The 24,364-nt window shown below is 51.9% G+C and carries 27 protein-coding genes; 9 read left to right on the top strand and 18 right to left on the bottom strand.

Annotated elements, in window-relative coordinates; translation table 11 throughout:
• Window positions 1–7: 7 nt before the first annotated feature.
• Window positions 8–1,066, bottom strand: coding sequence for a tRNA preQ1(34) S-adenosylmethionine ribosyltransferase-isomerase QueA (gene queA, locus G465_RS13080; protein WP_022652778.1), 1,059 nt, complete (start codon window positions 1,064–1,066; stop codon window positions 8–10).
• Between the two features lie 145 nt (window positions 1,067–1,211).
• Here queA and aroQ point away from each other — a divergent pair, with 145 nt between their 5' ends.
• From aroQ to G465_RS0101820, 6 genes are all read left to right on the top strand, one after another.
• Window positions 1,212–1,688: a type II 3-dehydroquinate dehydratase gene (gene aroQ, locus G465_RS0101845; protein ID WP_022652777.1), complete on the top strand. Its 477-nt coding sequence runs from the start codon at window positions 1,212–1,214 to the stop codon at window positions 1,686–1,688.
• A gap of 48 nt (window positions 1,689–1,736) precedes the next feature.
• Window positions 1,737–2,201, top strand: coding sequence for an acetyl-CoA carboxylase biotin carboxyl carrier protein (accB, locus tag G465_RS0101840; protein WP_022652776.1), 465 nt, complete (start codon window positions 1,737–1,739; stop codon window positions 2,199–2,201).
• A 75-nt stretch (window positions 2,202–2,276) separates the two neighbouring features.
• Window positions 2,277–3,635: an acetyl-CoA carboxylase biotin carboxylase subunit gene (accC, locus tag G465_RS0101835; RefSeq protein ID WP_022652775.1), complete on the top strand. Its 1,359-nt coding sequence runs from the start codon at window positions 2,277–2,279 to the stop codon at window positions 3,633–3,635.
• On the top strand, window positions 3,632–4,522 hold the full coding sequence (gene prmA / locus G465_RS0101830) for a 50S ribosomal protein L11 methyltransferase (protein WP_022652774.1): 891 nt from the start codon (window positions 3,632–3,634) through the stop codon (window positions 4,520–4,522). Before accC ends, prmA begins: the two co-directional genes overlap by 4 nt.
• A gap of 27 nt (window positions 4,523–4,549) precedes the next feature.
• Entirely contained in the window at window positions 4,550–5,980 is a 1,431-nt protein-coding gene (locus G465_RS14900) for a DUF3426 domain-containing protein (RefSeq protein ID WP_022652773.1), read from the top strand.
• Entirely contained in the window at window positions 5,965–6,681 is a 717-nt protein-coding gene (locus G465_RS0101820; protein ID WP_022652772.1) for a pseudouridine synthase, read from the top strand. The genes G465_RS14900 and G465_RS0101820 overlap by 16 nt, the downstream gene beginning before the upstream one ends.
• Here the strand turns inward: G465_RS0101820 and G465_RS0101815 are convergent.
• From G465_RS0101815 to G465_RS0101800, 4 genes are read right to left on the bottom strand one after another with little or no spacing between them, the layout of a single operon-like run.
• The gene (locus G465_RS0101815; RefSeq protein ID WP_022652771.1) at window positions 6,671–7,249 is read right to left on the bottom strand and encodes a YceI family protein; all 579 of its coding nucleotides are present in this window, start codon (window positions 7,247–7,249) and stop codon (window positions 6,671–6,673) included. The genes G465_RS0101820 and G465_RS0101815 overlap by 11 nt on opposite strands.
• Before the next feature lie 30 nt (window positions 7,250–7,279).
• Entirely contained in the window at window positions 7,280–7,831 is a 552-nt protein-coding gene (locus G465_RS0101810) for a YceI family protein (RefSeq protein ID WP_022652770.1), read from the bottom strand.
• Window positions 7,828–8,373: a cytochrome b gene (locus G465_RS0101805; protein WP_022652769.1), complete on the bottom strand. Its 546-nt coding sequence runs from the start codon at window positions 8,371–8,373 to the stop codon at window positions 7,828–7,830. The genes G465_RS0101810 and G465_RS0101805 overlap by 4 nt, the downstream gene beginning before the upstream one ends.
• Complete coding sequence (locus G465_RS0101800) at window positions 8,370–9,179, bottom strand: DODA-type extradiol aromatic ring-opening family dioxygenase (protein WP_022652768.1); 810 nt, start codon at window positions 9,177–9,179, stop codon at window positions 8,370–8,372. The genes G465_RS0101805 and G465_RS0101800 overlap by 4 nt, the downstream gene beginning before the upstream one ends.
• 97 nt (window positions 9,180–9,276) lie before the next feature.
• Between G465_RS0101800 and G465_RS0101795 the strand changes: the two genes are divergently transcribed.
• The gene (locus G465_RS0101795) at window positions 9,277–10,164 is read left to right on the top strand and encodes a LysR family transcriptional regulator (protein WP_022652767.1); all 888 of its coding nucleotides are present in this window, start codon (window positions 9,277–9,279) and stop codon (window positions 10,162–10,164) included.
• On the opposite strand, the gene G465_RS0101790 is transcribed toward G465_RS0101795, so the two are convergent.
• The gene (locus G465_RS0101790) at window positions 10,158–10,727 is read right to left on the bottom strand and encodes an adenine phosphoribosyltransferase (protein WP_022652766.1); all 570 of its coding nucleotides are present in this window, start codon (window positions 10,725–10,727) and stop codon (window positions 10,158–10,160) included. The two genes, G465_RS0101795 and G465_RS0101790, sit on opposite strands and share 7 nt — an antisense overlap.
• A 68-nt stretch (window positions 10,728–10,795) precedes the next feature.
• Window positions 10,796–11,665, bottom strand: a complete 870-nt coding sequence (locus G465_RS0101785; RefSeq protein WP_022652765.1) for a prephenate dehydrogenase — start codon at window positions 11,663–11,665, stop codon at window positions 10,796–10,798.
• Window positions 11,666–11,699: 34 nt separating this feature from the next.
• Here G465_RS0101785 and G465_RS15280 point away from each other — a divergent pair, with 34 nt between their 5' ends.
• On the top strand, window positions 11,700–11,996 hold the full coding sequence (locus tag G465_RS15280) for a DUF4936 family protein (protein WP_081642662.1): 297 nt from the start codon (window positions 11,700–11,702) through the stop codon (window positions 11,994–11,996).
• Here the strand turns inward: G465_RS15280 and pabC are convergent.
• From pabC to nadA, 11 genes are all read right to left on the bottom strand, one after another.
• On the bottom strand, window positions 11,913–12,752 hold the full coding sequence (gene pabC / locus G465_RS13070; RefSeq protein WP_155846472.1) for an aminodeoxychorismate lyase: 840 nt from the start codon (window positions 12,750–12,752) through the stop codon (window positions 11,913–11,915). The two genes, G465_RS15280 and pabC, sit on opposite strands and share 84 nt — an antisense overlap.
• A complete protein-coding gene (crcB, locus tag G465_RS0101775) occupies window positions 12,749–13,150 on the bottom strand; it encodes a fluoride efflux transporter CrcB (RefSeq protein ID WP_022652763.1) in 402 nt (133 codons plus the stop codon). Before crcB ends, pabC begins: the two co-directional genes overlap by 4 nt.
• A gap of 28 nt (window positions 13,151–13,178) precedes the next feature.
• Window positions 13,179–13,721 (bottom strand): type II secretion system protein, encoded by a 543-nt coding sequence (locus G465_RS0101770; RefSeq protein ID WP_022652762.1) that lies wholly within the window; start codon window positions 13,719–13,721, stop codon window positions 13,179–13,181.
• A 13-nt stretch (window positions 13,722–13,734) separates the two neighbouring features.
• On the bottom strand, window positions 13,735–14,328 hold the full coding sequence (locus tag G465_RS13065) for a type II secretion system protein (protein ID WP_022652761.1): 594 nt from the start codon (window positions 14,326–14,328) through the stop codon (window positions 13,735–13,737).
• Window positions 14,298–15,443, bottom strand: a complete 1,146-nt coding sequence (locus tag G465_RS0101760; RefSeq protein ID WP_022652760.1) for a hypothetical protein — start codon at window positions 15,441–15,443, stop codon at window positions 14,298–14,300. The genes G465_RS13065 and G465_RS0101760 overlap by 31 nt, the downstream gene beginning before the upstream one ends.
• Before the next feature lie 58 nt (window positions 15,444–15,501).
• Window positions 15,502–16,458, bottom strand: a complete 957-nt coding sequence (locus tag G465_RS0101755; RefSeq protein WP_022652759.1) for a histone deacetylase family protein — start codon at window positions 16,456–16,458, stop codon at window positions 15,502–15,504.
• 197 nt (window positions 16,459–16,655) lie between these two features.
• The gene (gene rpoS / locus G465_RS0101750; RefSeq protein ID WP_245556735.1) at window positions 16,656–17,705 is read right to left on the bottom strand and encodes an RNA polymerase sigma factor RpoS; all 1,050 of its coding nucleotides are present in this window, start codon (window positions 17,703–17,705) and stop codon (window positions 16,656–16,658) included.
• Window positions 17,706–17,711: 6 nt separating this feature from the next.
• Entirely contained in the window at window positions 17,712–18,953 is a 1,242-nt protein-coding gene (locus G465_RS0101745; protein ID WP_022652757.1) for a peptidoglycan DD-metalloendopeptidase family protein, read from the bottom strand.
• Window positions 18,954–19,098: 145 nt separating this feature from the next.
• Window positions 19,099–19,761: a protein-L-isoaspartate(D-aspartate) O-methyltransferase gene (locus tag G465_RS0101740; RefSeq protein WP_022652756.1), complete on the bottom strand. Its 663-nt coding sequence runs from the start codon at window positions 19,759–19,761 to the stop codon at window positions 19,099–19,101.
• Window positions 19,745–20,497, bottom strand: a complete 753-nt coding sequence (gene surE / locus G465_RS0101735) for a 5'/3'-nucleotidase SurE (protein ID WP_022652755.1) — start codon at window positions 20,495–20,497, stop codon at window positions 19,745–19,747. The genes G465_RS0101740 and surE overlap by 17 nt, the downstream gene beginning before the upstream one ends.
• 11 nt (window positions 20,498–20,508) lie before the next feature.
• Window positions 20,509–21,426, bottom strand: a complete 918-nt coding sequence (gene nadA / locus G465_RS0101730) for a quinolinate synthase NadA (RefSeq protein WP_022652754.1) — start codon at window positions 21,424–21,426, stop codon at window positions 20,509–20,511.
• Window positions 21,427–21,661: 235 nt separating this feature from the next.
• Here nadA and G465_RS0101725 point away from each other — a divergent pair, with 235 nt between their 5' ends.
• Window positions 21,662–24,346: a bifunctional acetate--CoA ligase family protein/GNAT family N-acetyltransferase gene (locus G465_RS0101725; RefSeq protein ID WP_022652753.1), complete on the top strand. Its 2,685-nt coding sequence runs from the start codon at window positions 21,662–21,664 to the stop codon at window positions 24,344–24,346.
• The last annotated feature ends 18 nt before the right edge of the window (window positions 24,347–24,364 follow it).

Below are 24,364 nucleotides of genomic sequence, written 5' to 3'. Positions count from 1 at the left end.
GCAATCCTTAAGGACGATACTGCAAACAATCTGGATGGGCGGCATCGGCACAGCGTTGTAACAACATGGCATCGCCATAGCTAAAGAAGCGATATTCTGCCGCTACTGCATGCTGATAGGCCTGCCGAATAGTCGAGATCCCTGCAAAAGCAGAGACCAACATCAACAAAGTTGATTTCGGTAGGTGGAAGTTGGTTAACAAGGTATCCACCACACGGAAACCAAAGCCGGGGGTAATAAAAATATCGGTTTCACTGCGGCCACTGCACAACACACCATCACGGGCCGCCGATTCAAGAGCGCGCAACGAGGTTGTTCCAACAGCAATCACTCGCTTGCCCGCTTGTTTCGCCTCGGCAATAGTTGCCACCGTTTCACTTGGAATGTGGTAACACTCACTGTGCATATGGTGTTGTGTGATGTCTTCGACTCGTACGGGTTGAAAGGTTCCTGCGCCGACATGCAGGGTGATCCAGCACAGTTTGACACCTTGCGCTGCTAATTGCGCCAACAACGCTTCAGTAAAGTGTAAACCAGCGGTCGGTGCGGCCACGGCGCCTTGTTCACGGGCAAACACGGTTTGATAACGGCTTTCATCGTCGCCATCGGGGGTACGCTCGATATAAGGTGGCAGAGGCAGACGTCCCGATTGTTCTAAGATGTGGTAGATATCTTCTTCACCGGCAAAGCGCAGTTGGAATAACTCACCCACTCGTTGCTGCATTTCTGCCTGCCAGCCGCCTTGAAAGTGCAAGTGGCTGCCGACTTTTGGCGATTTTGAGGAACGAATATGCGCTAAGACAGTGTGCGAGTCTAACACTCGTTCAACCAAAGCCTCGATTTTGCCGCCGCTGGCTTTCTCGCCAAACAAACGCGCTTTCATCACCCGAGTATCATTCATCACTAACACATCACCTGCTTGCAAAAAGGACGGCAGGTCAGTGAAACGGTGGTCGGATAGTGCGCCTTGTGGAACAGACAATAAGCGGCTTCCGCCACGCTCTGTCGGCGGATGTTGTGCAATCAGGGCTTCAGGAAGGTCGTAATCGAATTCAGAGATGTGCATGGCGCAAACAAGAAAAAAGTAGGCCTCGATTATAGCAGTGGCGCGGCTTCGCGGCCGATGCGCTGCAACATTACATTTGGGTAAATCGCAAACAAATAGCGTACAATACTAGACAGTTCGTAAAACTTTAACGCAAAATCGCTACATGAAATCCACCGAAGCGCCCGACATGCCGTCACAATCGCGTATTCTGGTCTTGCATGGCCCAAACCTCAACCTGTTGGGGACGCGGGAACCACAACACTATGGAGCGGACACGCTCGATGCCATCAATGCCCGGCTTATTGCACGTTGCCAAGCGGCAGGCTTTGCCTGCGACACGCTACAGAGCAACGCCGAATATGTGCTGATCGAGCGCATTCATGCCGCACGTACTGACGGCACGGACTTCATCCTGATCAACCCGGCGGCCTTTACTCATACCAGTGTGGCATTGCGCGATGCGCTTGCTGCAGTCAGCATTCCCTTCATCGAAGTTCATCTATCCAATGTTCACGCCCGTGAACCCTTTCGCCATCATTCCTACTTTTCCGATTTAGCGGTAGGGGTGATTTGTGGCTTAGGGGCACAGGGCTATGAATTGGCACTGGATGCGGCGCTCGCTCGTCTGCGACAGCGCTGATTTGCCACACGGCTGACACTCGGCCCTCGCCTCTACCCAAGGATCACCATGGATCTGCGTAAACTGAAAAAATTGATCGACCTCGTCGAAGAGTCTGGCATTGCTGAACTTGAAGTGACAGAGGGCGAAGAGAAAGTGCGAATTACCCGCGTGCAAGCAGGCGGGCAGACCACCTACTACGCACCCCAGCCCATGGCACAACAAGTGGCCGTTGCGGCTGCCCCTGTTGCCGCCACGCCTGTCACACCTGCCCCAGCGGCAGCGCCGGCACGCGATGATAAAACCTTGGTGAAGTCTCCAATGGTGGGGACGTTCTATCGCTCGGCCAATCCTAACTCCAAACCGTTTGTTGAAGTCGGACAGTCGGTGAATATCGGTGACACCCTCTGTATCATCGAAGCCATGAAATTAATGAATGAAATTGAATCCGATCGCGCTGGTGTCGTCAAAGCGATCTTGATTGATAACGGCCAACCGGTCGAATATGGCGAACCGTTGTTCGTCATCGAGTAAATCAAGCCAGTCTGAACGGGGTCCCCACCCCGTTTTCCTTTTGCATTACGATCCTTACTTGATACGACTTCCGCCATGTTCGAAAAAATTCTCATCGCCAATCGCGGCGAAATTGCCCTGCGTATTCAGCGTGCTTGTCGCGAAATGGGCATCAAAACTGTGGTTGTCCATTCCGAGGCCGACCGCGAGGCAAAATATGTCAAGTTGTCTGACGAATCGGTGTGTATTGGCCCCGCCCCTTCGGCACAAAGCTATTTGAATGTTCCCGCTTTGATTGCTGCTGCCGAGGTAACCGATGCCCAAGCGATTCACCCCGGCTATGGCTTCCTTTCCGAAAACGCTGACTTTGCCGAGCGCGTTGAACAATCTGGCTTTGTCTTTATTGGTCCTCGCCCCGACACCATCCGCTTGATGGGCGACAAGGTGTGCGCCAAACAAGCCATGATTGATGCTGGTGTGCCATGTGTGCCAGGTTCTGATGGTGCCCTACCGGATGACCCTGCCACGATTGTCAAAATGGCGCGCAAAATTGGTTTTCCGGTGATTATCAAAGCTGCCGGTGGTGGCGGTGGCCGTGGCATGCGTGTGGTGCATTCTGAAGCCTCGTTATTGAACTCGGTCAACATGACCCGCACCGAAGCCGGCGCCGCCTTTGGTAATCCAACGGTGTATATGGAGAAATACCTCGCCAACCCTCGCCACATTGAAATTCAAGTGTTGGCGGATGAGTATGGCAATGCGATTTTCCTCGGTGAGCGTGATTGTTCGATGCAGCGCCGTCATCAAAAAATCATCGAAGAAGCGCCTGCCCCCGGTATCACAGACGAACAACGCCGCCATATCGGTAAGGTCTGTGCCGAGGCATGCCGCCGCATCAGTTACCGTGGTGCTGGTACCTTTGAATTCTTGTTTGAAAATGGCGAGTTCTACTTTATCGAAATGAATACCCGTGTTCAGGTGGAACACCCTGTGACCGAACTGATTACGGGCATTGATATTGTGCAAGAACAAATCCGCATTGCCGCTGGCGAAAAGTTGCGTTACTCGCAAGAGCAAGTGAAGCTCAAAGGCCATTCGATGGAATGTCGGATTAACGCTGAAGACCCATTTAATTTCATTCCAAGCCCCGGCCGGATTGAAAGCTACCACCCCGCCGGTGGCCCTGGAATTCGCATCGACTCGCATATCTATCAAGGCTATGTGGTGCCGCCACATTACGACTCGATGGTCGGTAAGCTGATTTCTTATGGTGATACCCGCGAGCAAGCGATGGCGAGAATGCGTGTTGCCCTGTCTGAAATGGCTATCACGGGGATTAAAACCAACATTCCGCTGCATCAAGAGTTATTTATGGACAGCGCCTTCCAACGCGGTGGCACCAGTATCCACTATCTGGAAGAACGCTTATCCCAGTTGAAAAAGGCGCCGCAATGAGTTGGCAACAAATCCGCATTGACGTGCCCTCCGGAGTTGCCGAGGCGCTAACTGATGCTTTGATGGAACAGGGTGCCTTGTCTGCTGCGATTGAAGATGCCTTTGCGGGTACCGAACAAGAACAGCCGATTTTTGGCGAACCCGGCGAACCGGTTGACCAGCTGTGGACTCATAGCCGGTTAGTGGTGTTATTTGCCGCAGACGCTGATGTTGCTGCCCCGATTGCCGCTGCTGCTGCCAGCTGTGGCATTCCGGCACCGACAGCTTGGGAAGTCGAGCATCTGCAAGAACAAGACTGGGTGCGTGCCACACAAGCACAATTCGATCCGATTCGTATTTCTGATCGGTTGTGGATTACCCCCAGTTGGCACGAAGCCCCCTCACCAGAGGCAGTCAATTTAGTCTTAGACCCCGGTTTGGCCTTTGGAACAGGAAGCCACCCTACCACCCGCCTGTGTTTAGAATGGTTAGACCGTGAGCTACACGGCGGCGAAACAGTGCTCGACTATGGTTGTGGTTCGGGTATCTTGGCGATTGCCGCCTTGAAACTCGGCGCGGCCCAAGCGTGGGGGGTGGATATCGACCCTCAAGCGATTCAGGCCAGTGGCGATAATGCCGCACAAAATGCGGTAACGGCTTCGTTTTGCCTACCCGACGCTTTACCGGCCATCCAAACCGATGTGGTGATTGCCAATATTTTGGCGAACCCGTTACGGATGTTGGGCGATTTATTGGCCTCTCATACCGTGAAAGGGGGGCGTATTGTGTTGTCGGGGATTTTGCAAGAACAAGCCGACGAGATGAATGCGCTGTACTCACAGTGGTTTGAGATGACTGAACCGGTATTCTCTGAAGGCTGGAGTTGTCTCTCTGGTGTTCGACGTTAATTTTCTGTAGCAAGCAAGACTGAGATCATGGCTTATATTACCCAGTGCCCTCATTGCCAAACCCGCTTCCGACTGACCGATGCCCATCTGGATGCCTACGGTGGACAGGTGCGCTGCGGTAAATGCCAACAGGTGTTTGACGCTCGGCAATCATTAAAATCTGACTCCGTGGTGAGCACACCAGCGCCCACACCAGAACCGGCGCCTGCCCCCTCGCCACGTCCTGCACCTACACCGCAGCCAGACTCAGTATTACCGCCGGCAGACAGTGCCAATATGGCGCGTGAAGCCGAGCACTTGGCTAAAGTGTTGGCAGATGCCGAAAAAGCACGGCAAGCGTTAAACCAAAAACCGGCCAAACTCACCGCCGACGATCAACCCGCAGTTGGCAAGCCCGTGTTGCCGAGTGATCAGGACATCGACCGCTTTAATGCCGAGTTTGATCTCACTTTGCCTGAGTTTGATATGTTGCCGGATGTGGGGAAACCCGCAGCAGCAGCGGCACCTGCGCCGGTTGCCACACCCGCACCCGTGGCACCACCGCCCCCCGCAGCCGCCCCTCCGGTTCCACCACCGCCGCCTCCACCTGCCCCTGCGCCGGTGGCACCACCACCGCCGGTGGTCGAACCCGAACCTGTTGCTGCTAAACCAGCACCAGCGCCGGCAGCGGCTTTTGATGAACGTCTTGAGCCGAGTTTTGGTGATAGTTTCAATGCCGCTTTGGGTAAAAATCCAGAGATGGCACCGATGGCGCCAATCATTCCTTTTGATGATGAAGACGATGACGACGCCAAAGTGTCGTTAAGCTCACAGGCCAATGCTCAATCGAGCCGCCGTCATCCTAATCGTGAGGAAATTATCGATGAGCCACCGCCCCCCGATAATCTCGATTCGTTTCCATTCGGTCATCCAGCATTTACAGCCGATCCCTTTGCGGAAATCCCTCCACCGCCTTTAACCAAGAAAAAATCACAATCGGCTGCGCTGTCGTGGTTGTGGCTGGGTGGTAGCATGGTGGCGACTGCCGCTTTGATGGCACAAATGGCCTATCTCTATCGCACTGAGTTGGGCGCGGAGGTGCCGGGGGCACGGCCAGTATTAGAAAGCCTTTGTTCCGGTTTTGGCTGTGATGTGCCGTTGCCGCAGAAAGCTGAGTTTTTACGCACCGAGTGGTCGGAACTGACTTTTGTGCCCGATCATCCCAATTTGGTGCAGCTCTCGGCCACTTTGCGTAACCATGCGCCGTATCCACAATCTTATCCTCATTTAGAAGTGAGTTTAAAAGATGGGGAGGATCATTTGCTGGCGCGGCGAGTCTTCACACCAGAGCAATATCTATCGGAAACCGATTTCAAACTGCAACAATTTAATGGCAGTAGTGAAGTCAAAGTGTTGATGCACTTAGATTTAGGTCAGTTGAAATCGTCGGGATATAGCCTGCTGTGGTTCTATCCTTAACCGCTGAGGCGCTGGCGCAGCGGATTGTGGCGCAGACGGCGGATTTTGTGCTGTTAGATAAACCGGCGGGTTTGTCATTTCATCAACATGAAGCCGCCCCTGCGCTGTTTCCATTATTACGCCAAGTGTTGGGCGAAGACGCTCCGCTATTTGCGGTGCATCGTCTTGATACGCTCACCTCGGGGTTATTGCTGATTGCGCGTCATGCTACGGCAGCGCGGGAGTTGGGGCAGCAATTCGCTGAACACCGGATTGAAAAACGCTATCTGGCGCTGTCTGATCGTCAACCAAAAAAGAAACAAGGCAAGGTGGTGGGCGATATGGTGGCAGCGCGCAATGGAAGTTGGAAACTCACGCTGTCACGGCAACATCCGGCTATCACAGAATTTGTCTCTGCTGGTGATGGCTTAGGCGGTCGTTTCTTTCTGCTGCGGCCCCATTCGGGACGTACGCATCAAATCCGCGTGGCGCTGAAAAGTCTGGGTGCGCCGATTTTGGGTGATCTCCGTTACCACCCTCATTCACCGCCGGCAGACCGTGGTTACTTACATGCTGTAACACTGGCTTTTCGTTGTGGGGGGCAAGCCTACTGCTACACCTGCCCGCCTAACTTCGGTCAACGCTTTCTCACTGCCGCCGCAGAACAAGCCTATCTCCGCTTTGGCAGTGAGTTTAGTGGCCCGTGGCCGCTTACTGTTTGATCGCTTCAACCGCGATATCAATTTGCACTTCGTCTCCAACGTGTGGGGCATACTTCCCTGCATTAAATTCCGAGCGCTTGATGGTGGTGGTGGCATTAGCACCAATAGCGTCTTTTTTCAGCATCGGGTGTGGCATGGCGTGGAACGAGGTGACTTTTAAGGTTACAGGTTTGGTTACGCCTTTAATCGTCAGTTTGCCTTCGATAGCAACTGGTTTATCCCCTTCAAACACCACTTTACTAGAAGTGAATTTGGCTTGTGGATGACGGGCGGTATCTAAGAAATCCTCGCCTTGGATATGCTCATCAAACACAGAAAAACCGGTGTCCACGGACTTCATATCAATCGTGATATCCACGCTCCCCTGTTTTTTTGCCTTGTCCCACGAAATGGTACCGGTGGTTTTATTAAACCGGCTCACTTGGGTGGAATAGCCAAAATGGCTGTAGGAAAAACGCGGAAAGGTGTGGCTGTTATCAATCACATAGGTTTCGGGGGCAGCAAAAGCAGGGGCAGTGATGACAGTGCTCAAGGCTAAGACAGCAGCTAAACGGCGCATGGATAACATGGAACATCTCCTAAGAAAAAAACAACAGAGTTATTTGGCAAGAAACTGAAATTGCACATCGATTTCATTGGCGACGGTGTCAAAGTTGGCCCACACGCCTTCGCCAATCGCAAAATCCGACCGTTTGAAACGGAATTTGCCTTTAATCAGGGCTTGATTGCCTTGGGGGGTGAGTGAGGCAGCGGCAACAATCGGCTGACTGCGCCCTTTGATGGTCAAAGTACCGCTGACCTGATATTGCTGTGGCCCCACCGCTTTGACTTCTTTACTGATGAAACGTGCTGTGGGGTAGGTTTTACTATCAAACCACGCTTTGCCAGCGACTTCTTGATTGGCTTCAGCCGAGCCGGTGTCGATACTGTTCAGGTCAATATCAATCTGTGCTTTTGCTGACTGCGGCTGTGCTGGGTCGAGTTGTAATTGGGCTTGTACCCGTTTGAAATGACCTTGCATACCAACGCCCATTTGACGATAGCCAAATTCAACTCGGCTTTTGCTGCTGTCAATTTGTGTGTACGGCGCGGCATAGGCAGCGCTGGCAACGACACTGCTGAATAACACGGTAAACAACGCTTTTTTCATGATATTTTCTTTCCAAAATTGGGCAACATGCGACGCAAGATGGCATCGCGGTCAATAAAATGATGTTTCAGTGCTGCCGCAATATGGGCTGCGAGCACCGCCAGCAACAGCAGATTGAGCAGACCATGTAAGTTGCCCAACATGTCAGCAACCGATTCACTTTTCTCAATCACATCTGGTAACGGCAACACCCCAAAATAAACCGTTTGAAACCCTTTGGCCGAGCTCATTAACCAGCCCGAGACAGGAATACTGAACATCAACAGATACAACAGCAGATGACCAGCATGGGCGAGCGTTTGTTGCATGGCCGGCATGGTGTCGGGTAAGGGGGGCGGTGGATGGCGGTGCCGCCAGATTAGCCGCAATAGCAACAACCACCATGCTGTGACGCCAGCCCATTTATGCCATGAATACAGCTGTAGTTTGAGTGGTGATAATGCCAAATCGGTCATATACCAACCCACCGAGAGCGTGCCGAGCAAGAGCACAGCCATCAGCCAATGGAGTGTCTTTGCGGTGGCGGTGTAGTGTGTGTTCATTGCGTATTCTCCCTTGTCGGCCATTGATAGCCATCCATACAAATCACTGCATCACTGATGCCACGATGAAAAGCCTGTGGCTGGTGATGATGCAAGCTGGCTGCCCCTAGCGCGACAAACAACGGCAATAAATGTTCATCGGTTGGATGAGCGCGTTGTGCCGCGGGTGCTTGGCGGCGGTAGTCAAACAAAGCCGGCCAATCCTGTTCAGCTAAACGCTGTGCCATCCAATCAGCAAAAGCGGTGACATAGTGCAAATCTGTCCCACCCTCTCGCTGTGACAATTGAAAATCGCGCAAGTTGTGGGTGAGATTGCCGGAGGCAATCAGCAAAATATTCTGTTGTGCCAACGGTGCTAGCGCCTGTCCTAGCTGAAAGTGATAGCGAGGGTCGGGATTCGCCACCAATGACAGTGGCACCACCGGCACCGAGGCTTCGGGGAATAACAAGCGCAGGGGAATCCATGCCCCATGATCTAATCCTTGTTCTGCCGCCGGTTGGGTGGCGAAGCCCTGACTTTGCAGTAAATCACTGACCAACTTTGCTACTTCGGGGCAGCCGGTTGCCGGATAGTCAAGCTGATATAACGCTGCTGGAAATCCCCAAAAATCATGTACTGTTGCTGGCCGAGGGGCGTATCCCACTGTTGGATGGGCAGTCATCCAATGTGGGCTGATGATCACAATGGCGCGAGGCGTGGTCAGTCGCCGGCCAAGTTCTGCCAGCGCCATCCCTGCCGCGCCGGGTTGCAGTGCCATCGTTGGCGCACCATGTGGCACAAATAAAATGGGTTGAGTGGTTTGCATCGTCGCTGGCCCGATAAAGTATGGGTACTACTGTACCGACTCTATTTGCTGCAAAATAGCCGACAATCGACAATTCTTTATTGCTGGATGAGCAACAATGGACAGATTAGATGCGATGCAAGCCTTTGTGCGAGTGGCAGAGCTGGGCAGTTTTGCCGCCGCCGCTCAGCAAATGAATGTGGCGCGATCGGTGGTAACACGGCAAATCGCTGCCTTAGAGCGTCATCTTGGTGTCAAGCTGATGGTGCGTAGTACGCGGCGTTTGACGTTAACCTCGGCAGGCGCCGCCTATTTAGAGAAATGCCGTGTGATTTTGACCATGTTAGACAGTGCCGAGGGCGAAGTGGCCGCCGAGCGTCATATTCCGCGTGGCCATATTCGCTTGAGTGTGCCGTTGAGTTTTGGCTTAAAACGACTGACGCCATTGTTGCTGCAGTTTGCCCAACACTATCCCGAAGTGCAGCTGGAAACCGAATACAGCGACCGCCACGCGCATTTGATTGAAGAAGGCATTGATTTATCCATCCGCATCACCGCCCAACCCGAGGCAAGCGATATTGTGCGGGTATTAGGGGAAACACGGTTGGCAGTGGTGGCCGCGCCGAGCTATTTAGCGCAATACGGCGAACCACAACACCCCTTGGCGTTGCAGCATCATACTTGCCTTGCCTATGTTCGGGGAGGGCAGCGCCAAAGTTGGCAATTTTGGATGGGCGAGCATTGGTTAACCGTGCCTATTCGCAGTCAGTTTGCGGCGAACAATGGTGATGTGTTGACCGAAGCGGCAGCGCAGGGCTTGGGATTAACCTGTCAGCCAGATTTTATTGTGGCGGATTGGCTGGCACAGGGAAAAGTGCAGACGGTGTTAACCGATTTTCCCTGTCCTCGTCCTAAGATTTACGCTGTCTTGCCCAGTAACCGCCACATCCCGTATCGCGTGCGGGTGTTGATGGATTTTCTTGCTGAGCAATTAGCCAATCAATGACCAGAAAAATCACACACGGTGAACAACGGTAATTGTTGTTCGCGAATCAATTTCGAACCACCCAGTTCGGGTAAATCGACGATAGCGGCGGCTTCGATAATCTCGGCACCCAAGCGTTGTAACAAGCGCGCCCCTGCCAACATCGTGCCGCCGGTGGCCACGAGGTCGTCAATCAACACCACTTTTTGCCCAGGCTGACAGGCGTCGCTGTGCATCTCCACTGTGGCATTACCATATTCCAGCTCATATTCTTCGCTGATAGTGAGATACGGTAATTTGCCTTTCTTACGGATCGGGACAAATCCTAAATTCAATTCATACGCCACCACCGACCCCAAAATAAAACCACGCGCATCTAAACCTGCAATCAGGTCTGCGCCAGAGTCCATATAACGATGGATAAAAATATCCACCAAAATACGGAAGGTTTTTGGGTTTTGTAACACGGGGGTGATGTCGCGAAACTGCACCCCAGCTTGAGGCCAGTCGGGGACGGTGCGGATGTGTTGCCGAATGTAGTCGGCATAGTCGAGATTAGCTGGATGGCTTTGGATAGCGGACATGGTCTGTCTAACTCAAAAAGCGCGTCATCGTGCCTTGTGTCGCGTTGCTTGGCAAGCCACACCGTCGATTAACGCCGTTGATGTTCCCATTGGGTGCGGACGTGGCGAGCACGTTCAAATTGTGCGACTAAGGCGGCGCCATCGCAGTTTTCCAACGCATGGGTCAAAGAGGTGAGTGCTGCTTGATAGCGGTGTAGATCGGCCAGTAAAGCATCACGATTTGCCAAGCTGATATCACGCCACATTTCTGGATGGCTGCCGGCAATGCGGGTGAAATCGCGGAAACCGCTGGCAGCGAGGGCAAGACAACGCTCGGCATTGTCTTTTTGTGCCACCATATCAACATAAGCAAATGCCAATAAATGCGGCAAATGGCTCACGGCCGCAAACACCGCGTCATGTTCGCTGGCCGTCATTTGTAACAGATGGGCGCCGGTGATCTGCCACATAGCATGAATCTCGGCCAAGGCGCTGGCGTCGGTTTCGGCAAAGGGGGCTAATACCACATTGCGGTTTTGATAGAGGCCATAGCGGGCAGCACTGGCCCCCGACAGATCTGAGCCGGCAATCGGGTGTGCAGGGACACAACGTGCTAGATGATGGGGTAGATATTGCTGCATCAAAGCACAGACATCGCTTTTGGTACTGCCAGCATCGGTAATAATGGTGTGTGGGGCGAGGTGGGGGGCGATTTGTTGCAGGATGGCTGCCATTTGGCCGACTGGGGTCGCCAATAACACAATGTCGGCATCTACCACCGCCTCGGCTGCGGATTGTGTGGCATGATCAATGACACCCAATTGTAAGGCGCGTTCAAGGTTGTCCCATGACCGACCCACACCCACCACTTGTGTGACGGCACCGGCGCGTTTGAGGTCTAAGGCTAACGATCCGCCAATTAAGCCGACGCCGATCACGACCAATTTTTTCATTTGCATCTTTGTATTCCTAACGAATAAGGCGAGATTGCGTATGCAAGTTTCGGTGTATGTTTACTATCAGGTGTTGGATGCTGCACAGGCTTTGCCGTTAGTTCAAGTGTTATTGAACGCTGTGGCAGAACAAACGGGGATTGAAGGTCGTTTGTTACGTCGTCAACAACAGGCCGATACGTGGATGGAAATCTATGAGGCTGTCAGCGATTTGCCACAATTACAGCAGGTTTTAGCAGCGCAACTGGCGCAATTACCGTGGGCTGAGCATTGTGCTGCTCGACACGAGGAAGTGTTCATAGACCTGTTGCCAATATCGCCCCTGCAGCCAGCTTGACCATGTTTGCTGACCGATTGCTGCTACCGGTGCCAAGCCCAATAAAGAATTACACAACCACACCTCGTCGGCTGCCAATAATCGCTCGTGGCTGATGTCGGCTTCGACTGCGGTTTGCCCTGCTTGTGCTAACTGATCTATCCACCAACTTCGCACTGCACCAGCCACACCGCTATGACTCAGGCGCGGGGTAACCCACTGCCCACCTTCGCATAACCAGATATTGGCCATACAGGTTTCAATCACCCACCCTTCGCTATCGCAGAGCAAACCATCTTGCCATTGTGGGTCGTGCCATTCGCTGCGCGCCAGCACTTGTTCTAATCGATTGAGATGTTTGATACCCGCTAACCTAGGTTGACGAGCCAGTTGTAATTGGCAGGGGTAGAGCGCAACGCCGTGTTGATACCAGCCAGCGGGATACCCCGCCCACGGATTGGCTTGGAGGATACATTGGGTGTGGGGAGTGTTTGGGATAGCATAACCGCGTGGGCCGCTGCCTCGGGTGAGAATAATTTTGACGCTGGCGCGTTCGATGTCGGCGCTGGCGAGGGCAATTTCTTGCTGTAACCACGCTTCCTCTGGCAGGGGAAGCTGTAAACGTTGTGCATCGTGGCATAACCGCTGCCATTGCCATTGCCACAACAACAGCACACCTTGTTGCACTTGCAACGTTCGAAACACCCCATCTCCATACGCCAAACCTCGATCTGTCGTTTCGATCAGATGCTGTTGCTGTCCGTTAATCCGTGTCATGCCCATAGCCATTGCCCTAATTTCAAACCACACCACGTTAAAGTCAGCGAGGCTAACACATGACTGCCAACATGAAGCAACAGGGCAGGATAGAGCCCTGCTTGTAATAAACCGATGGCTTCTGCAGAAAAGGTAGAGAAGGTGGTTAAGCCACCAAGAAAGCCGGTGGTTAATCCTAACCGCCATTCAACTGAGATGGGGGGGAGCCAAGCAAACGCCGCCAGCGCGAATCCCATGAACAACCCACCCAAACAATTTGCGAGCAGGGTGCCGAATGGCAAAGTCGGCCATAGTGCATTCAAACGCAATCCTAACCACCAACGGAAACATGCACCGGTGCTGGCGCCGAGGCTGATAAATAGGAGAGAGAGTAGCTGAGGTGGTAGGTCAAGGCGCATGGTGGTGGATGGAATGATTGGCTATTGGTTAATAAATCTCAAAAAAGAGGTGATTACTACCGCTGACTTTGCTGCAATCGTCTGTCTTCTGGTAACTATTGACACCCACAGCGCCAGCACTGGCATTTGAACGTACCGAACCTTCATTCGGTTTACCATCATCAATTCGATTATCGAGGGTACAAATGGTGGCCGCTTGTACGCCTTCCAAACCAGCATATACACGGTCTTTGTCCAAATTGTCATTATTTCCTGTTCCCTTGCGGCTTACCCACTTACCGCCTAAGGCATCAGCAAGATCACCTGCACTCAGTAGTTTTTTATCCAATAAGGCATACAACAAAGAATTGGCTTCGTCTTTTCCTCCATCTTTGTCATGGGGTGGATTCACGCCGAATCGCTCGTTATAGAGATTGCTCGCAGCCAAAATCTTGGTGCTGGTTGCTTGCACCGCCTTAATTTCTGCCGAGTAGATTAAATCTCGGCCCTTGAACGCCATCCCCAAAATCAGGCTAATGACGACCAACACGATCGACAATTCGACCAAAGTAAAACCACGCTGCCGTTGCATTATGTCCTCCTGTCTATTTCATGGTTGTGGTTAAAACACCTTGCTTTGCTAATTGATTTTTTACTGTTGCCACCGTTAGCCAGCGAGCACGGTTATCGTGATCAGACGATGGCAATAAGGTTTTGCTGATACGTAATTCATTGGGGACGCTGTCGCTGTCGGCTTTGGCGCCGGTATGCCAGACAATCGCGGCAAGGTTGTCTGCCAAAATCACATCTTCCTCAGCATCCTTCACAGAGATAGCGATATCAGAAGCGGTTTGCACACTGATTTCTTTACCATTGATGAGCGTGGTTGCCACCTGATAATGCCAAGGTCGTTGCCACGGGTCATAACGAGGTAAGCCGAGTGTTCGCCACGGTAGCTCTCCCGCCGTTTTGCTACAGTCTTCTGCCCCAGTCTCATTGGCTGCGCAAGGTAGGCTACGGTGTAAAAGCAAATGGGCTTCTAGTGCTGCGATTGCGGCTTCTAAACCGCGTTCAGCTTCACGATATTTTTGGTACTGCCAATAGCTACGCCACGGTGTGAGTAAAGTAAACAACAGCCCCAGTAGTGATAGCACAATCGCCAGCTCAATTAAGGTGAAACCACGTTGACGAGTTGACATTGCCCTGCTCCATTCACCGACTCAATTTGATGCTCAATGTGCGCTGCGGACGCCCCCGCTGCGGCTACCCACCGCCACCGAAATTTCAGCTGCGGGCAATGATGAAATTGCAGGGTGAGCTGTGGCCCATTCGATTCGATGTTGGCGACTTCATCGACCCACTTCGATAACCAAGGTCTTTTATGGTCATAGGGGTAACAGAATGTGCCCCACCGCTCAGCAGCCTTTTTGAACGCTGCAATATCAGTTGGCCATAGCGAACTCGGTGTCGTGTTATCAACGGGCTCTAAACAATTTGGCCGGTTGCTTTGGCGTTGAATTTCAAACCTCAACCAGTGCCATGCCCATTCGTGGCTGATCCGCGAGGCCATCGCAGTGGCCAATTCGTTGACATCAATTGCAATCCATTGGTCGTTGCTGGCATTGGTAAAGCGTAGTGGATGGCTGCGGTAGTTTTTTTCACCACTGGTGAGCACTGGCAGTGTGCCTAGATTGGCAGCGGGTAGGCTTTCGAGATAGTGTCGCGCGATATCTGGCAACAGGGTTTGAGCAGCAGGAAAAGTGGGACGTTGTTGCTGTGGTAAGGCGGTACCGGCGAGGATAAAGACACTGACGAGATGTTGATAATGACGGCCATTGCGGTCGATTACGCTTAATAGACGCTGTTGTTCAATGTGGTTTTTCAATCTGCTTAGATTGGGTGAGTTGTAGTTAAACAATGCGCGGGAGGTGGCGTACCACAACATACGGTTTGCGGAGGGAGGGGGCAGGCTTAATGGTCGCCACGGCAACGCACCAATACAGAAATTGATGGCGGGGGTAGGAGGACAGCTTTCATCAATACTGCCAATAATCGAATCGGGCTCACCTTCAAATAAACCAGCACCCCGTAAGGTATCTGGGCGAATAGGATCACCGGGAGGGCTGGCTTCTGATTTGGTCATTCCCCCGATAAGATAGTGAAGGGCCGCGGCCTTCGCTTGCTGTAACAAAGCGCTTTGCTGTTGCTGTTCATGGTTTCGCCAGTCGCGTAAATCGGCCATCACCGCCCCAAGCCCCAACAGAAACAACGGCAGCAAAACCACTAATAACATAAAACCATGCTGATTTTTCATTTATGTCATGAAGAAAAAGCAAAGAAAAACGGGAGAAACTGCGTTCTCCCGTTTGACGTTAAATGTCGGTTAATACTCTGACATGGGCCGTTACGCTGCGCCCAAGGGCTGACAGGTCGTAGCCCCCTTCCAATACAGACACCACCCGACCTTCACAGTATTCATCTGCAAATTTCAACAACTGACGGGTGACCCATTCATAGTCGGCTTCCACCAGTCCCATCATGCCCATATCGTCTTCGCGGTGGGCATCAAAACCGGCAGAAATAAACAAGATTTGTGGTTTGAATTCGCGTAAACGGGGTAACCATCCATCCATCACTGCATCACGGAAGTCAGCCCCAGTGCTGCCCGCTTTCATTGGGATGTTGACCATATTCGGCCCCATTGGCACATCGCCGGAATAGGGGAAGAAAGGATGTTGGAAAATCGAGGCCATCATCACTTGTGGATCGTCACGGAAGATTTCTTCTGTGCCGTTACCATGATGGACGTCAAAATCAATCACTGCGGCACGTTCCAAACCATGAACAGCTAAGGCATGACGAATGCCGACCGCGACGTTATTGAAGTAGCAAAACCCCATCGCCTTTGACGATTCGGCGTGGTGCCCCGGTGGGCGAATGGCACAGAATGCATTAGGTGCTTGACCTTGGCACACCATATCGACCGCTTTCACCACCCCACCGGCAGCACGTCGGGCCGCTTTCAGGGTATTGGGCATTAACGCCGTATCGGGATCGACTCGAAAAGTACCGGTGAGCGGTTGGCTCATCTCGAGGTATTCTAAGTAACGAGGGGTATGTACACGAGCCAGTTGCTCGTCGGTCACTTCTGGCGCTTCGACTTCATGTAGGCTATCGAAAATTTGTGACGCCATCAGTTGGTCACGAATCGCAACCAAACGTTGTGGACATTCGGGGTGCATGTCGCCAACATTGTGCAACATACAGTCAGAATGGGTGATATAGGCAGTCAGGCCGCTTTGCAGCCCGTTCTTGATCCAGCTCAACAAGGCCAGTCTCCTCTGGAAAGTGCAGCGTCTTAATTTTTATGACTTTCCAATAAATTGTGCGCTTATTGTGAGGAGAATGCAATCATTTCTGTACGTAATTTTGACTTAGCACGCAAATTAAACAAAAGGCAACGCGCTTTGGGCCCGTTGCCTTTGATGATAAAACGCTGTTGTGCTGATGAGTCGTCAATCAATCATCAGAACAACATATCCCGCGATACCCCGCCACGTCGCAAAATACGGCGCAGGCTTTCCAAACCTTCAATTTGAATTTGTCTGACTCGCTCGCGGGTGAGGTTCAAACTGCTGGCCAATTCTTCCAACGTGCTCAAGTCATGGCCATTTAAGCCATAGCGACGTTCAATCACCATCCGCTGTTTTTCGGTCAACTGCCGCAGCCAATCTTGCACATAATGTTCAATTTCGGCGTTATGCAATAAATCTTCGGGCGCTTCGGCTTGTTCATCAGGAATCGATTCCCCAATCGAGAGCATGGGATCGATATCCAATGGGGCGTCTAGCGAGGCCATGCGCTCGTTGAGGTTCAACACCCGCCGCACTTCTTCTGCCGGTTTGTGTACTAGATGAGCAATTTCTTCTACCGTCGGCTCGCGCCCTTCTTGTGCCTCGAAATGGCGGCTGGCGCGTAGGTAGGTGTTGAGTTCTTTAATCACATGAACTGGCAGGCGAATGGTGCGCGATTGATTCATGATGGCACGCTCAATCGATTGCCGAATCCACCATGTAGCGTAAGTCGAGAAGCGGAAACCACGTTCGGGATCGAATTTGTCCAAGGCATGCATCAAGCCAATGTTGCCTTCTTCGATCAGATCTAATAACGCTAAACCACGATTGACATAGTGTTTCGCGATATTGACCACCAAACGCAAATTGTGTTCGATCATCTTTTGTCGGGCTCGATGATCGCCTTGATGAGCACGCCGTGATAAGTCGCGCTCTTCTTCTGGGCTAAGCAAAGCGTTAGCGCCGATATCATTCAGATAAATCTGTGTCACATCGGCGCTGTCTTCATACGCCACCCGCGTTACCTCTTCTTGATCGGACAGGGCGTTATCTACTTCTAACGCCGCCGTGTCGATCAACGCATCCTCAGCGGTATCGTCGGCTGTCAACAATGCGGTATCAAAGGCTTCTTGTTCTTCAGCGTATGCTATTGCCTCGGTTTTCATGATGTTTCCCCCTCGTAAGTCCATCATCTTGCCAGCGGGAAACGTCGATGTTTCCACACTTGGCTATGGCTTGCCCAGATAGGTGATAGGGTCGACAGGCTTGCCAAACCGGCGGATTTCAAAATGCAGTTTTACCTGATCAGCGTCCGTATTCCCCATCTCTGCAATCTTTTGGCCCTTCTTCACATCATCGCCTTCTTTGACCAGCAAATGACGGTTGTGCGCGTAGGCGGAGAGGAAGGTTTTATCGTGTTTAATGATGATTAACTTACCATAGCCACGTAAACCGGTTCCGCTATACACCACTTTACCCGAATTTGCTGCGTACACAGGCTGACCACTTTTTCCAGCAATATCAATGCCTTTATTGTTTTCATTAAATGAGGCAATGACTTTACCTTGCACCGGCCAAATCCATTCCGCATTCAGATTACCCGGTGAAACTTCGGCTTTAGCAGTAGTGCTGGTGTTTTTTTCTTTTTCAAGTGATTTTGAATCTTTTTGTTCTGTTTTACTATCGGTTTTTGTCTCTGCAACTTTACTGCTACTTGCTGTTGCCGAGGGTTTTTCTGTGTTGGCTTTGTCCGCCGGCTTTTCTGTTTTGGCTACTTCGGTTGGTTTGCTTTGACCGACCGGTTTGCCTTCGGCTTTCTCGCCGATTTGCCCTGCTGCTTGGGCAGAATACGGCTGTTTCACCGCTTTTGGATAGGTCTTTTGTGTCTCACTCTGTTGCCCTGTACGACTGCTTGGCACGGCAGAAGGTTCGCTAACAGTAACAGCAGGGGGTTTAGCCTGATCAACTACCGGACGGGCTTGGCTAAAGAGCTCTTGGTTGTTTCGCAAACGCAACACTTGACCCACTTTGATATCTGCTGGATCGGCAATACCGTTTAATTCCGCCAGCTCGCGATAGCCCAAGCCATTGTTTAAAGCGATGCGAAATAAATTATCTCCTGCCTTGACGACATAGGTTTCTGGCGGCAGCTCATCGTCACCCAGCGTTGGCTTGGCGACAGCAACCGGTGTGGTTGGCACAATAGGTTTGACCGGTGGTTGAGAGGGGGTACGCAGTGGTGCTGCCGGTGGTGCGGAGAGGACTTGTATTTGGCCAGAGGGCGGCGGTTGATAAACGGTTGCTGCACTTTGGCTTGGTAACGGCGTGGCAACCACAGGAGAAGTTTCCATCCCTGGGCGATTTTTATGCACGATTGGGGCGGGCTCTTGCACCAAACTTGAGCAAGCAGACAGCCCGATTACCACCACAGGTAGGCATCGCATAAGATGACGAGAAGGGAAAAAAGACATGCAAAATCATCCTGAATGACATCTTCCCCAACCGAACGCTGGGGAGGGGTTCAGCGTCAGCCCATCACTGGTGCAACACGCTCAATAACATGGTTGTTTGATGCACAAAACTGGCGGCTTGTGTGTCACAAAGCCGCAGGGACAGCTAGCCACGCCCTGTCAACAACGGCACAAAACGCACAGCATCGTAGCGAGTGCGACGTTGTTGACGGTCGATTTCCTCAATCACCCATAAGTGTTGCTGTGTGGCATCTCCCAACGGCATGATAATTCGCCCTTGGGGTTTTAATTGGGTCAATAAAGCCGCTGGCACATCACGACTGGCCGCTGTCACTAAAATTGCATCATAGGGCGCGGCTTCGATCAAACCTGCTTGGCCATCGGCATGGGCTAAACGGGCGTTGCGAATGTTGAGTGCCTTTAAGTTGGCGCGTGCGCGCTCTAACAATGTCCCCAGTCGTTCGACAGAGAAAACCTCATCGACCAAGCATGACAAAATACTGGTTTGATAGCCACAACCGGTGCCAATTTCTAACACCTTGCGTGGTTTGAGCGGAGACGCTAACAGCAACTCACTCATCCGTGCCACCGTATGGGGTTGAGAAATGGTCTGTCCTTGTCCTAATGGTAAGGCAGCGTCATCATAAGCACGACTTTCTAGCGCAGGTTCAACGAAAACATGACGCGGAATAGCGAACATGGCTTGTAATACCTGTTCATTTTGTATTCCTCGGTCGCGCAGTCGTTCAATCATGCGCAACCGTGTGCGCTCTGATGTCATGCCAATACCATTACGAATCAGATTCATCCCACCATGCCTCAAGTGTTGCTAATTGCGCGTAGGCGCTTAGGTCAATTTGCAACGGAGTAATTGAAATTTTTCCAGCCGCATTGGCGTGGAAATCTGTCCCCGGGCCTGCATCCTGAGCACTGCCTACCGGCCCTACCCAATAGACGATTTCACCACGCGGGTTCTGTGTTTTGATCACTGGCTCGGCATGATGACGGCGGCCCAAACGAGTGATTTCCACACCTTGAATATCCTGCCATGGCCGATCTGGCACATTGACATTCAACAACACCGGCGCAGGTAGTGGCCGATGTTGGATACGTCGCACCAAACGAGAAGCGATTTCGACTGCCGAGGACAGGTGTTCACCGGGTTTACCGGTCAGTGATAGCGCAATTGACGGCACGCCGAGTAAAAATCCTTCGGTTGCCGCTGCAACCGTACCGGAATAGAGCGTGTCATCTCCCATATTGGCACCGTGGTTGATCCCCGACAGCACGAGGTCTGGCAGATGATCCAACATCCCAGTTACTGCCAAATGCACACAATCAGTCGGCGTACCATTGACGTAGAAAAACCCGTTTGGTGCTTTGCGCAACGACAATGGCCGATCTAAGGTCAATGAGTTACTGGCACCACTGCGGTCACGTTCCGGTGCCACCACGGTTACATTGCCAAACGCTTGCATCGCCTCGGCCAAAGCAGCAATACCGGGTGCAAAGTAACCGTCATCATTGCTAATTAAGATATTCATGTTTTGCTCTGTTAGGCGTAATAGCGCTGACTGAATTCCAGCATACGCTCAATCGGCAATCGGGCTGCATCCATCTGTTCTGGACTGAGGTAATCAATCCGTGTGCCCTCGCCTGCCTGTGCCCGACGCACTGCTTCGATGGTATTCATCTTCATGTAAGGACAGGAATTGCACTGACAACCGGCGTAAATCGGCGCTTGACGCAAATCTAGGTCGGGGCGCGCTTGGCTCATATTGAACAAAATGCCATCTTCGGTGGCGACAAAAATCGGCGCTGTCACCGCACCTTGATAGGCTTTTACCCAATTCAACATACCAGAGGTTGAACCGACATAGTGCGCTTGTTTCAGCACAGGCAAGGGACTCTCTGGGTGAGCAATTAAAGAATACGGGCCTTCGACTTCCGCAAAAGCGGCTTGTAAGGCTGCTTCATTAAATTTGTCGTGAACTTCACAAACCGCACTCCACAAAGGCATATCATACCCATATTGATAATTCAAATAGGCGCCCATATTGCGGTCAGGTGAGAAAATGACTTTTTTCCCTTCGGCATACAAATGCGCAATGATATCGTCAACATTGCGTGAAGTCACAATCCAGTCGGATAAAGCTTTATGTTCGGCAGAAGAATTGATATACGAGACATGAACATAATCAGTATGTCTTTCACGCCAAGCGCGTAAGGCATTGACATCGGTTTGTGTCACCAAAGAACACGTGGAACCTGCATCCGGCAAGATCACTTCGGCTTGCGGGTTCAAGATTTTGGCGGTCTCCGCCATAAAACGCACGCCAGCAAACACAATGATGTCTGCTTGGGCATCGCGGGCAAAGAGCGAGAGTTCCAAACTGTCACCCACCTTGTCGGCCATGCCTTGAATCTCGGGAGTGGTGTAGTAGTGGGCGAGCGTGACAACGCGTTTGCTCATAATGAAGAAGCTCCTGAAATGCCGCCAGACGACGTATCGATGTGCGGAATAAGACGAAATAAAGCGGTCAAACATAGCAAAAAAGCGACAACACGGCTAGGCAAAAGCCGGCAAAGCGGTATTCATTTTTGTGATCAATTCTATTTTCAGCGCATAATTGCTGCATTGCACAATCGAAAAACTTGGCTGGACACGCAACCCGCACCCCAGCCACCTTCATACGGGAATAAACATCATGAAACCTCACTATCTCACCCCTCTGTTTGCGCCAAAAGCGGTTGCAGTGGTGGGTGCCAGCGACACCGCCGGATCGATTGGTCAGGCCATTTTTTCCAACATCTTAGTCTCTGGCTACAAAGGCAAGCTCTACCCAGTTAACCTCAACCGCAAGTTGGTGGCGGGTATTGCTGCGGTGTCTTCGGTGCGGATGATCGAAGGGCCAGTTGATTTGGCGGTGTTTGCTACGCCAGTCCGCACTTGGCCAGCGGTGGTGAAAGACTGTGGTAAAAAAGGGGTCAAAGCCGTTGTTTTGGTGAAAGAGTTTGGCGACTTTGAGCCGCTTGAAGCCGAAGTGATCGAAGAAACCGTTGCCAGCGCACGCAAATATGGTATTCGTGTCCTCGGTCCCAATACCTTGGGCTTGATGCGTCCGATCATTGGCATGAACGCGAGTAATTACGCTGGCCGTGTCAAGAGTGGCAACCTAGCTTTAGTGGCACAATCCAGCGCGTTGTGTACCGCCATGCTCGATTGGGCTGATGCCAAAGGAATGGGCTTTTCAAGTGTGGTGTCGATGGGAGAAGGGTCGGATATCGACTTTGGTGAAATCCTCGATTATCTGGTGGCCGACCATAACACGCAGGGGATTTTGATTCACACCCATCATATCCATGATGCCCGCCGCTTTATGAGTGCGCTACGCGCCGCTGCGCGTAGTAAACCTGTGGTGGTGATTAAATCGGGACGCAGTGATGCCCACCTCAACGGTATCACCGAATCGAGCCATCTGATTGACGATGCAGACGTATTTGATATGGCTTTAGCCCGCGCCGGTGTGCTGCGGGTGAATACCATTGCCCAATTATTTACTGCCGCCCGTGTGCTGGCGGCCAATTATCGTACGCAAGGTGGCCGCATTGCGATTGTGACCAATGGTATTGGCCCCGGTATTTTGGCGGCAGACAGTGCCATTTCCAACGGCGTACCGCTGGCTCAACTCAGTCCTGAAACCCTCGCCCAACTCGATCACGAGATGCCGCGAGATTGGTCACGGGGTAATCCAATCGACATCATCGGTGATGCCAGTCCTGCCCGTTTCCGTACCGCAGTTAAAGTGGCGGCACAAGATCCAAACGTCGATGGCATCTTGGTGATCTTTACCCCTCAAGCAGGTACAGATCATCTCGCCACCGCTGAGTTGATGGCCAGCCTGCAAAAAGAAATTCAAAAACCGCTGTTTATGTCATGGTTAGGCGATGCCCGTGTGGCAGCCAGTCGCGAAGTGTTCAGCCGTGAAAAAATTGCCCATTTCCGGACGCCTGAATTTGCTATTGAAGTGTTCCGTGCTTTGGCAGCCTTCCATCATAACCAACAGTTGGTATTACAAACCCCCGGCCCACTCAAAGAAGAAGCGACCCCACCGAATATCCATGCCGCCCGCGAGATTATCGAAACCGCAATGAACCAAGGGCGTGAGGTATTGAGTGAGATTGAATCGAAGATGGTGCTAGAAGCCTTCCACATTCCAACCAATCCAGCCCGTTTGGCACGGACGGCTGATGAAGCAGTGGAATTGGCGCAAACCTTCGGCTATCCAGTGGTGTTGAAAATTGACTCACCCGATATTTTGTATAAATCGGATGTCGGCGGTGTCGAGCTGAATATCCGTACAGAAATTGCACTGCGAGCCATGTTCAGCGCAATTATTGAACGTGCCCGTGAAAAAATGCCGAATGCCAACATCAACGGCATCATGGTGCAACCGATGGTAAAACGCCCATACGGTCGTGAACTGATGTTGGGCTGTACCCATGATAATACCTTCGGCCCAGTGTTGACCTTCGGCGCAGGGGGTATTGCGGCAGAAGCATTAGACGATCGCAAATTGTCCTTGCCACCGCTGAATGATTACTTGGCCAACAGCATGATTGATGGCACTCGCGTGAATCGTATCCTCGGCAGTTTCAAGAACATGCCTGCTATCGACCGCGAGGCACTAAAAGCGACTTTGTTGCGAGTGTCGGAAATGGTGTGTGAATTGCCCGCCATTTATGAAATGGAAATTAACCCGCTGATTGCCGACGAACAGGGGGTTTTAGCATTGGATGCACGAATTATTGTTCGTGCGCCACAAGGCAACCGCCGTCGCTACGGTCATATGGCCATCATGCCGTACCCCACTGATTTAGTGGAATACATGACCTTGCGTGATGGAACCGAAGTGATGATCCGCCCGATGCGTCCAGAAGATGCCGATATGCAGCAGGAGTTTGTACGCAGCTTGTCAGAGGAAAGCCGCTTTAATCGCTATATGTCGAGCATTAAAGAATTGTCGCGTCCGGTGTTGGTACGCTTCACCCAGTTGGACTACGACCGTGAGATGGCGCTGTCGATGGTGGCGACTATTGACGGCAAAACGCAACAGTTAGCAGCCTCGCGTTACTTTATGAACCCAGACAATGAGTCGTGTGAATTTGCGCTGGTGGTTGGCGATAATTGGCAGGGACGCGGTATCGGTGTGATTATGATGGAGCGTTTATTCGACGCTGCCCGTCAACAAGGCTTGAAAATTATGTACGGCGAAGTGTTAGCCAATAACAAAGGAATGTTGAAGCTAATGGGTAAATTAGGCTTCAAAGTCGACCCTCATCCAGAAGATCGTGCCCTGACTTGGGTGACTAAGGTCTTGATTGAGGACTAATTGTGCGAACATCGTTTG

Source organism: Aquaspirillum serpens DSM 68, assembly GCF_000420525.1.
GTDB classification, from domain to species: Bacteria; Pseudomonadota; Gammaproteobacteria; order Burkholderiales; family Aquaspirillaceae; genus Aquaspirillum; species Aquaspirillum serpens.
The sequence above is the reverse complement of the archived record's forward strand: the minus strand, read 5'-3'. Positions and strand labels throughout refer to the sequence as shown.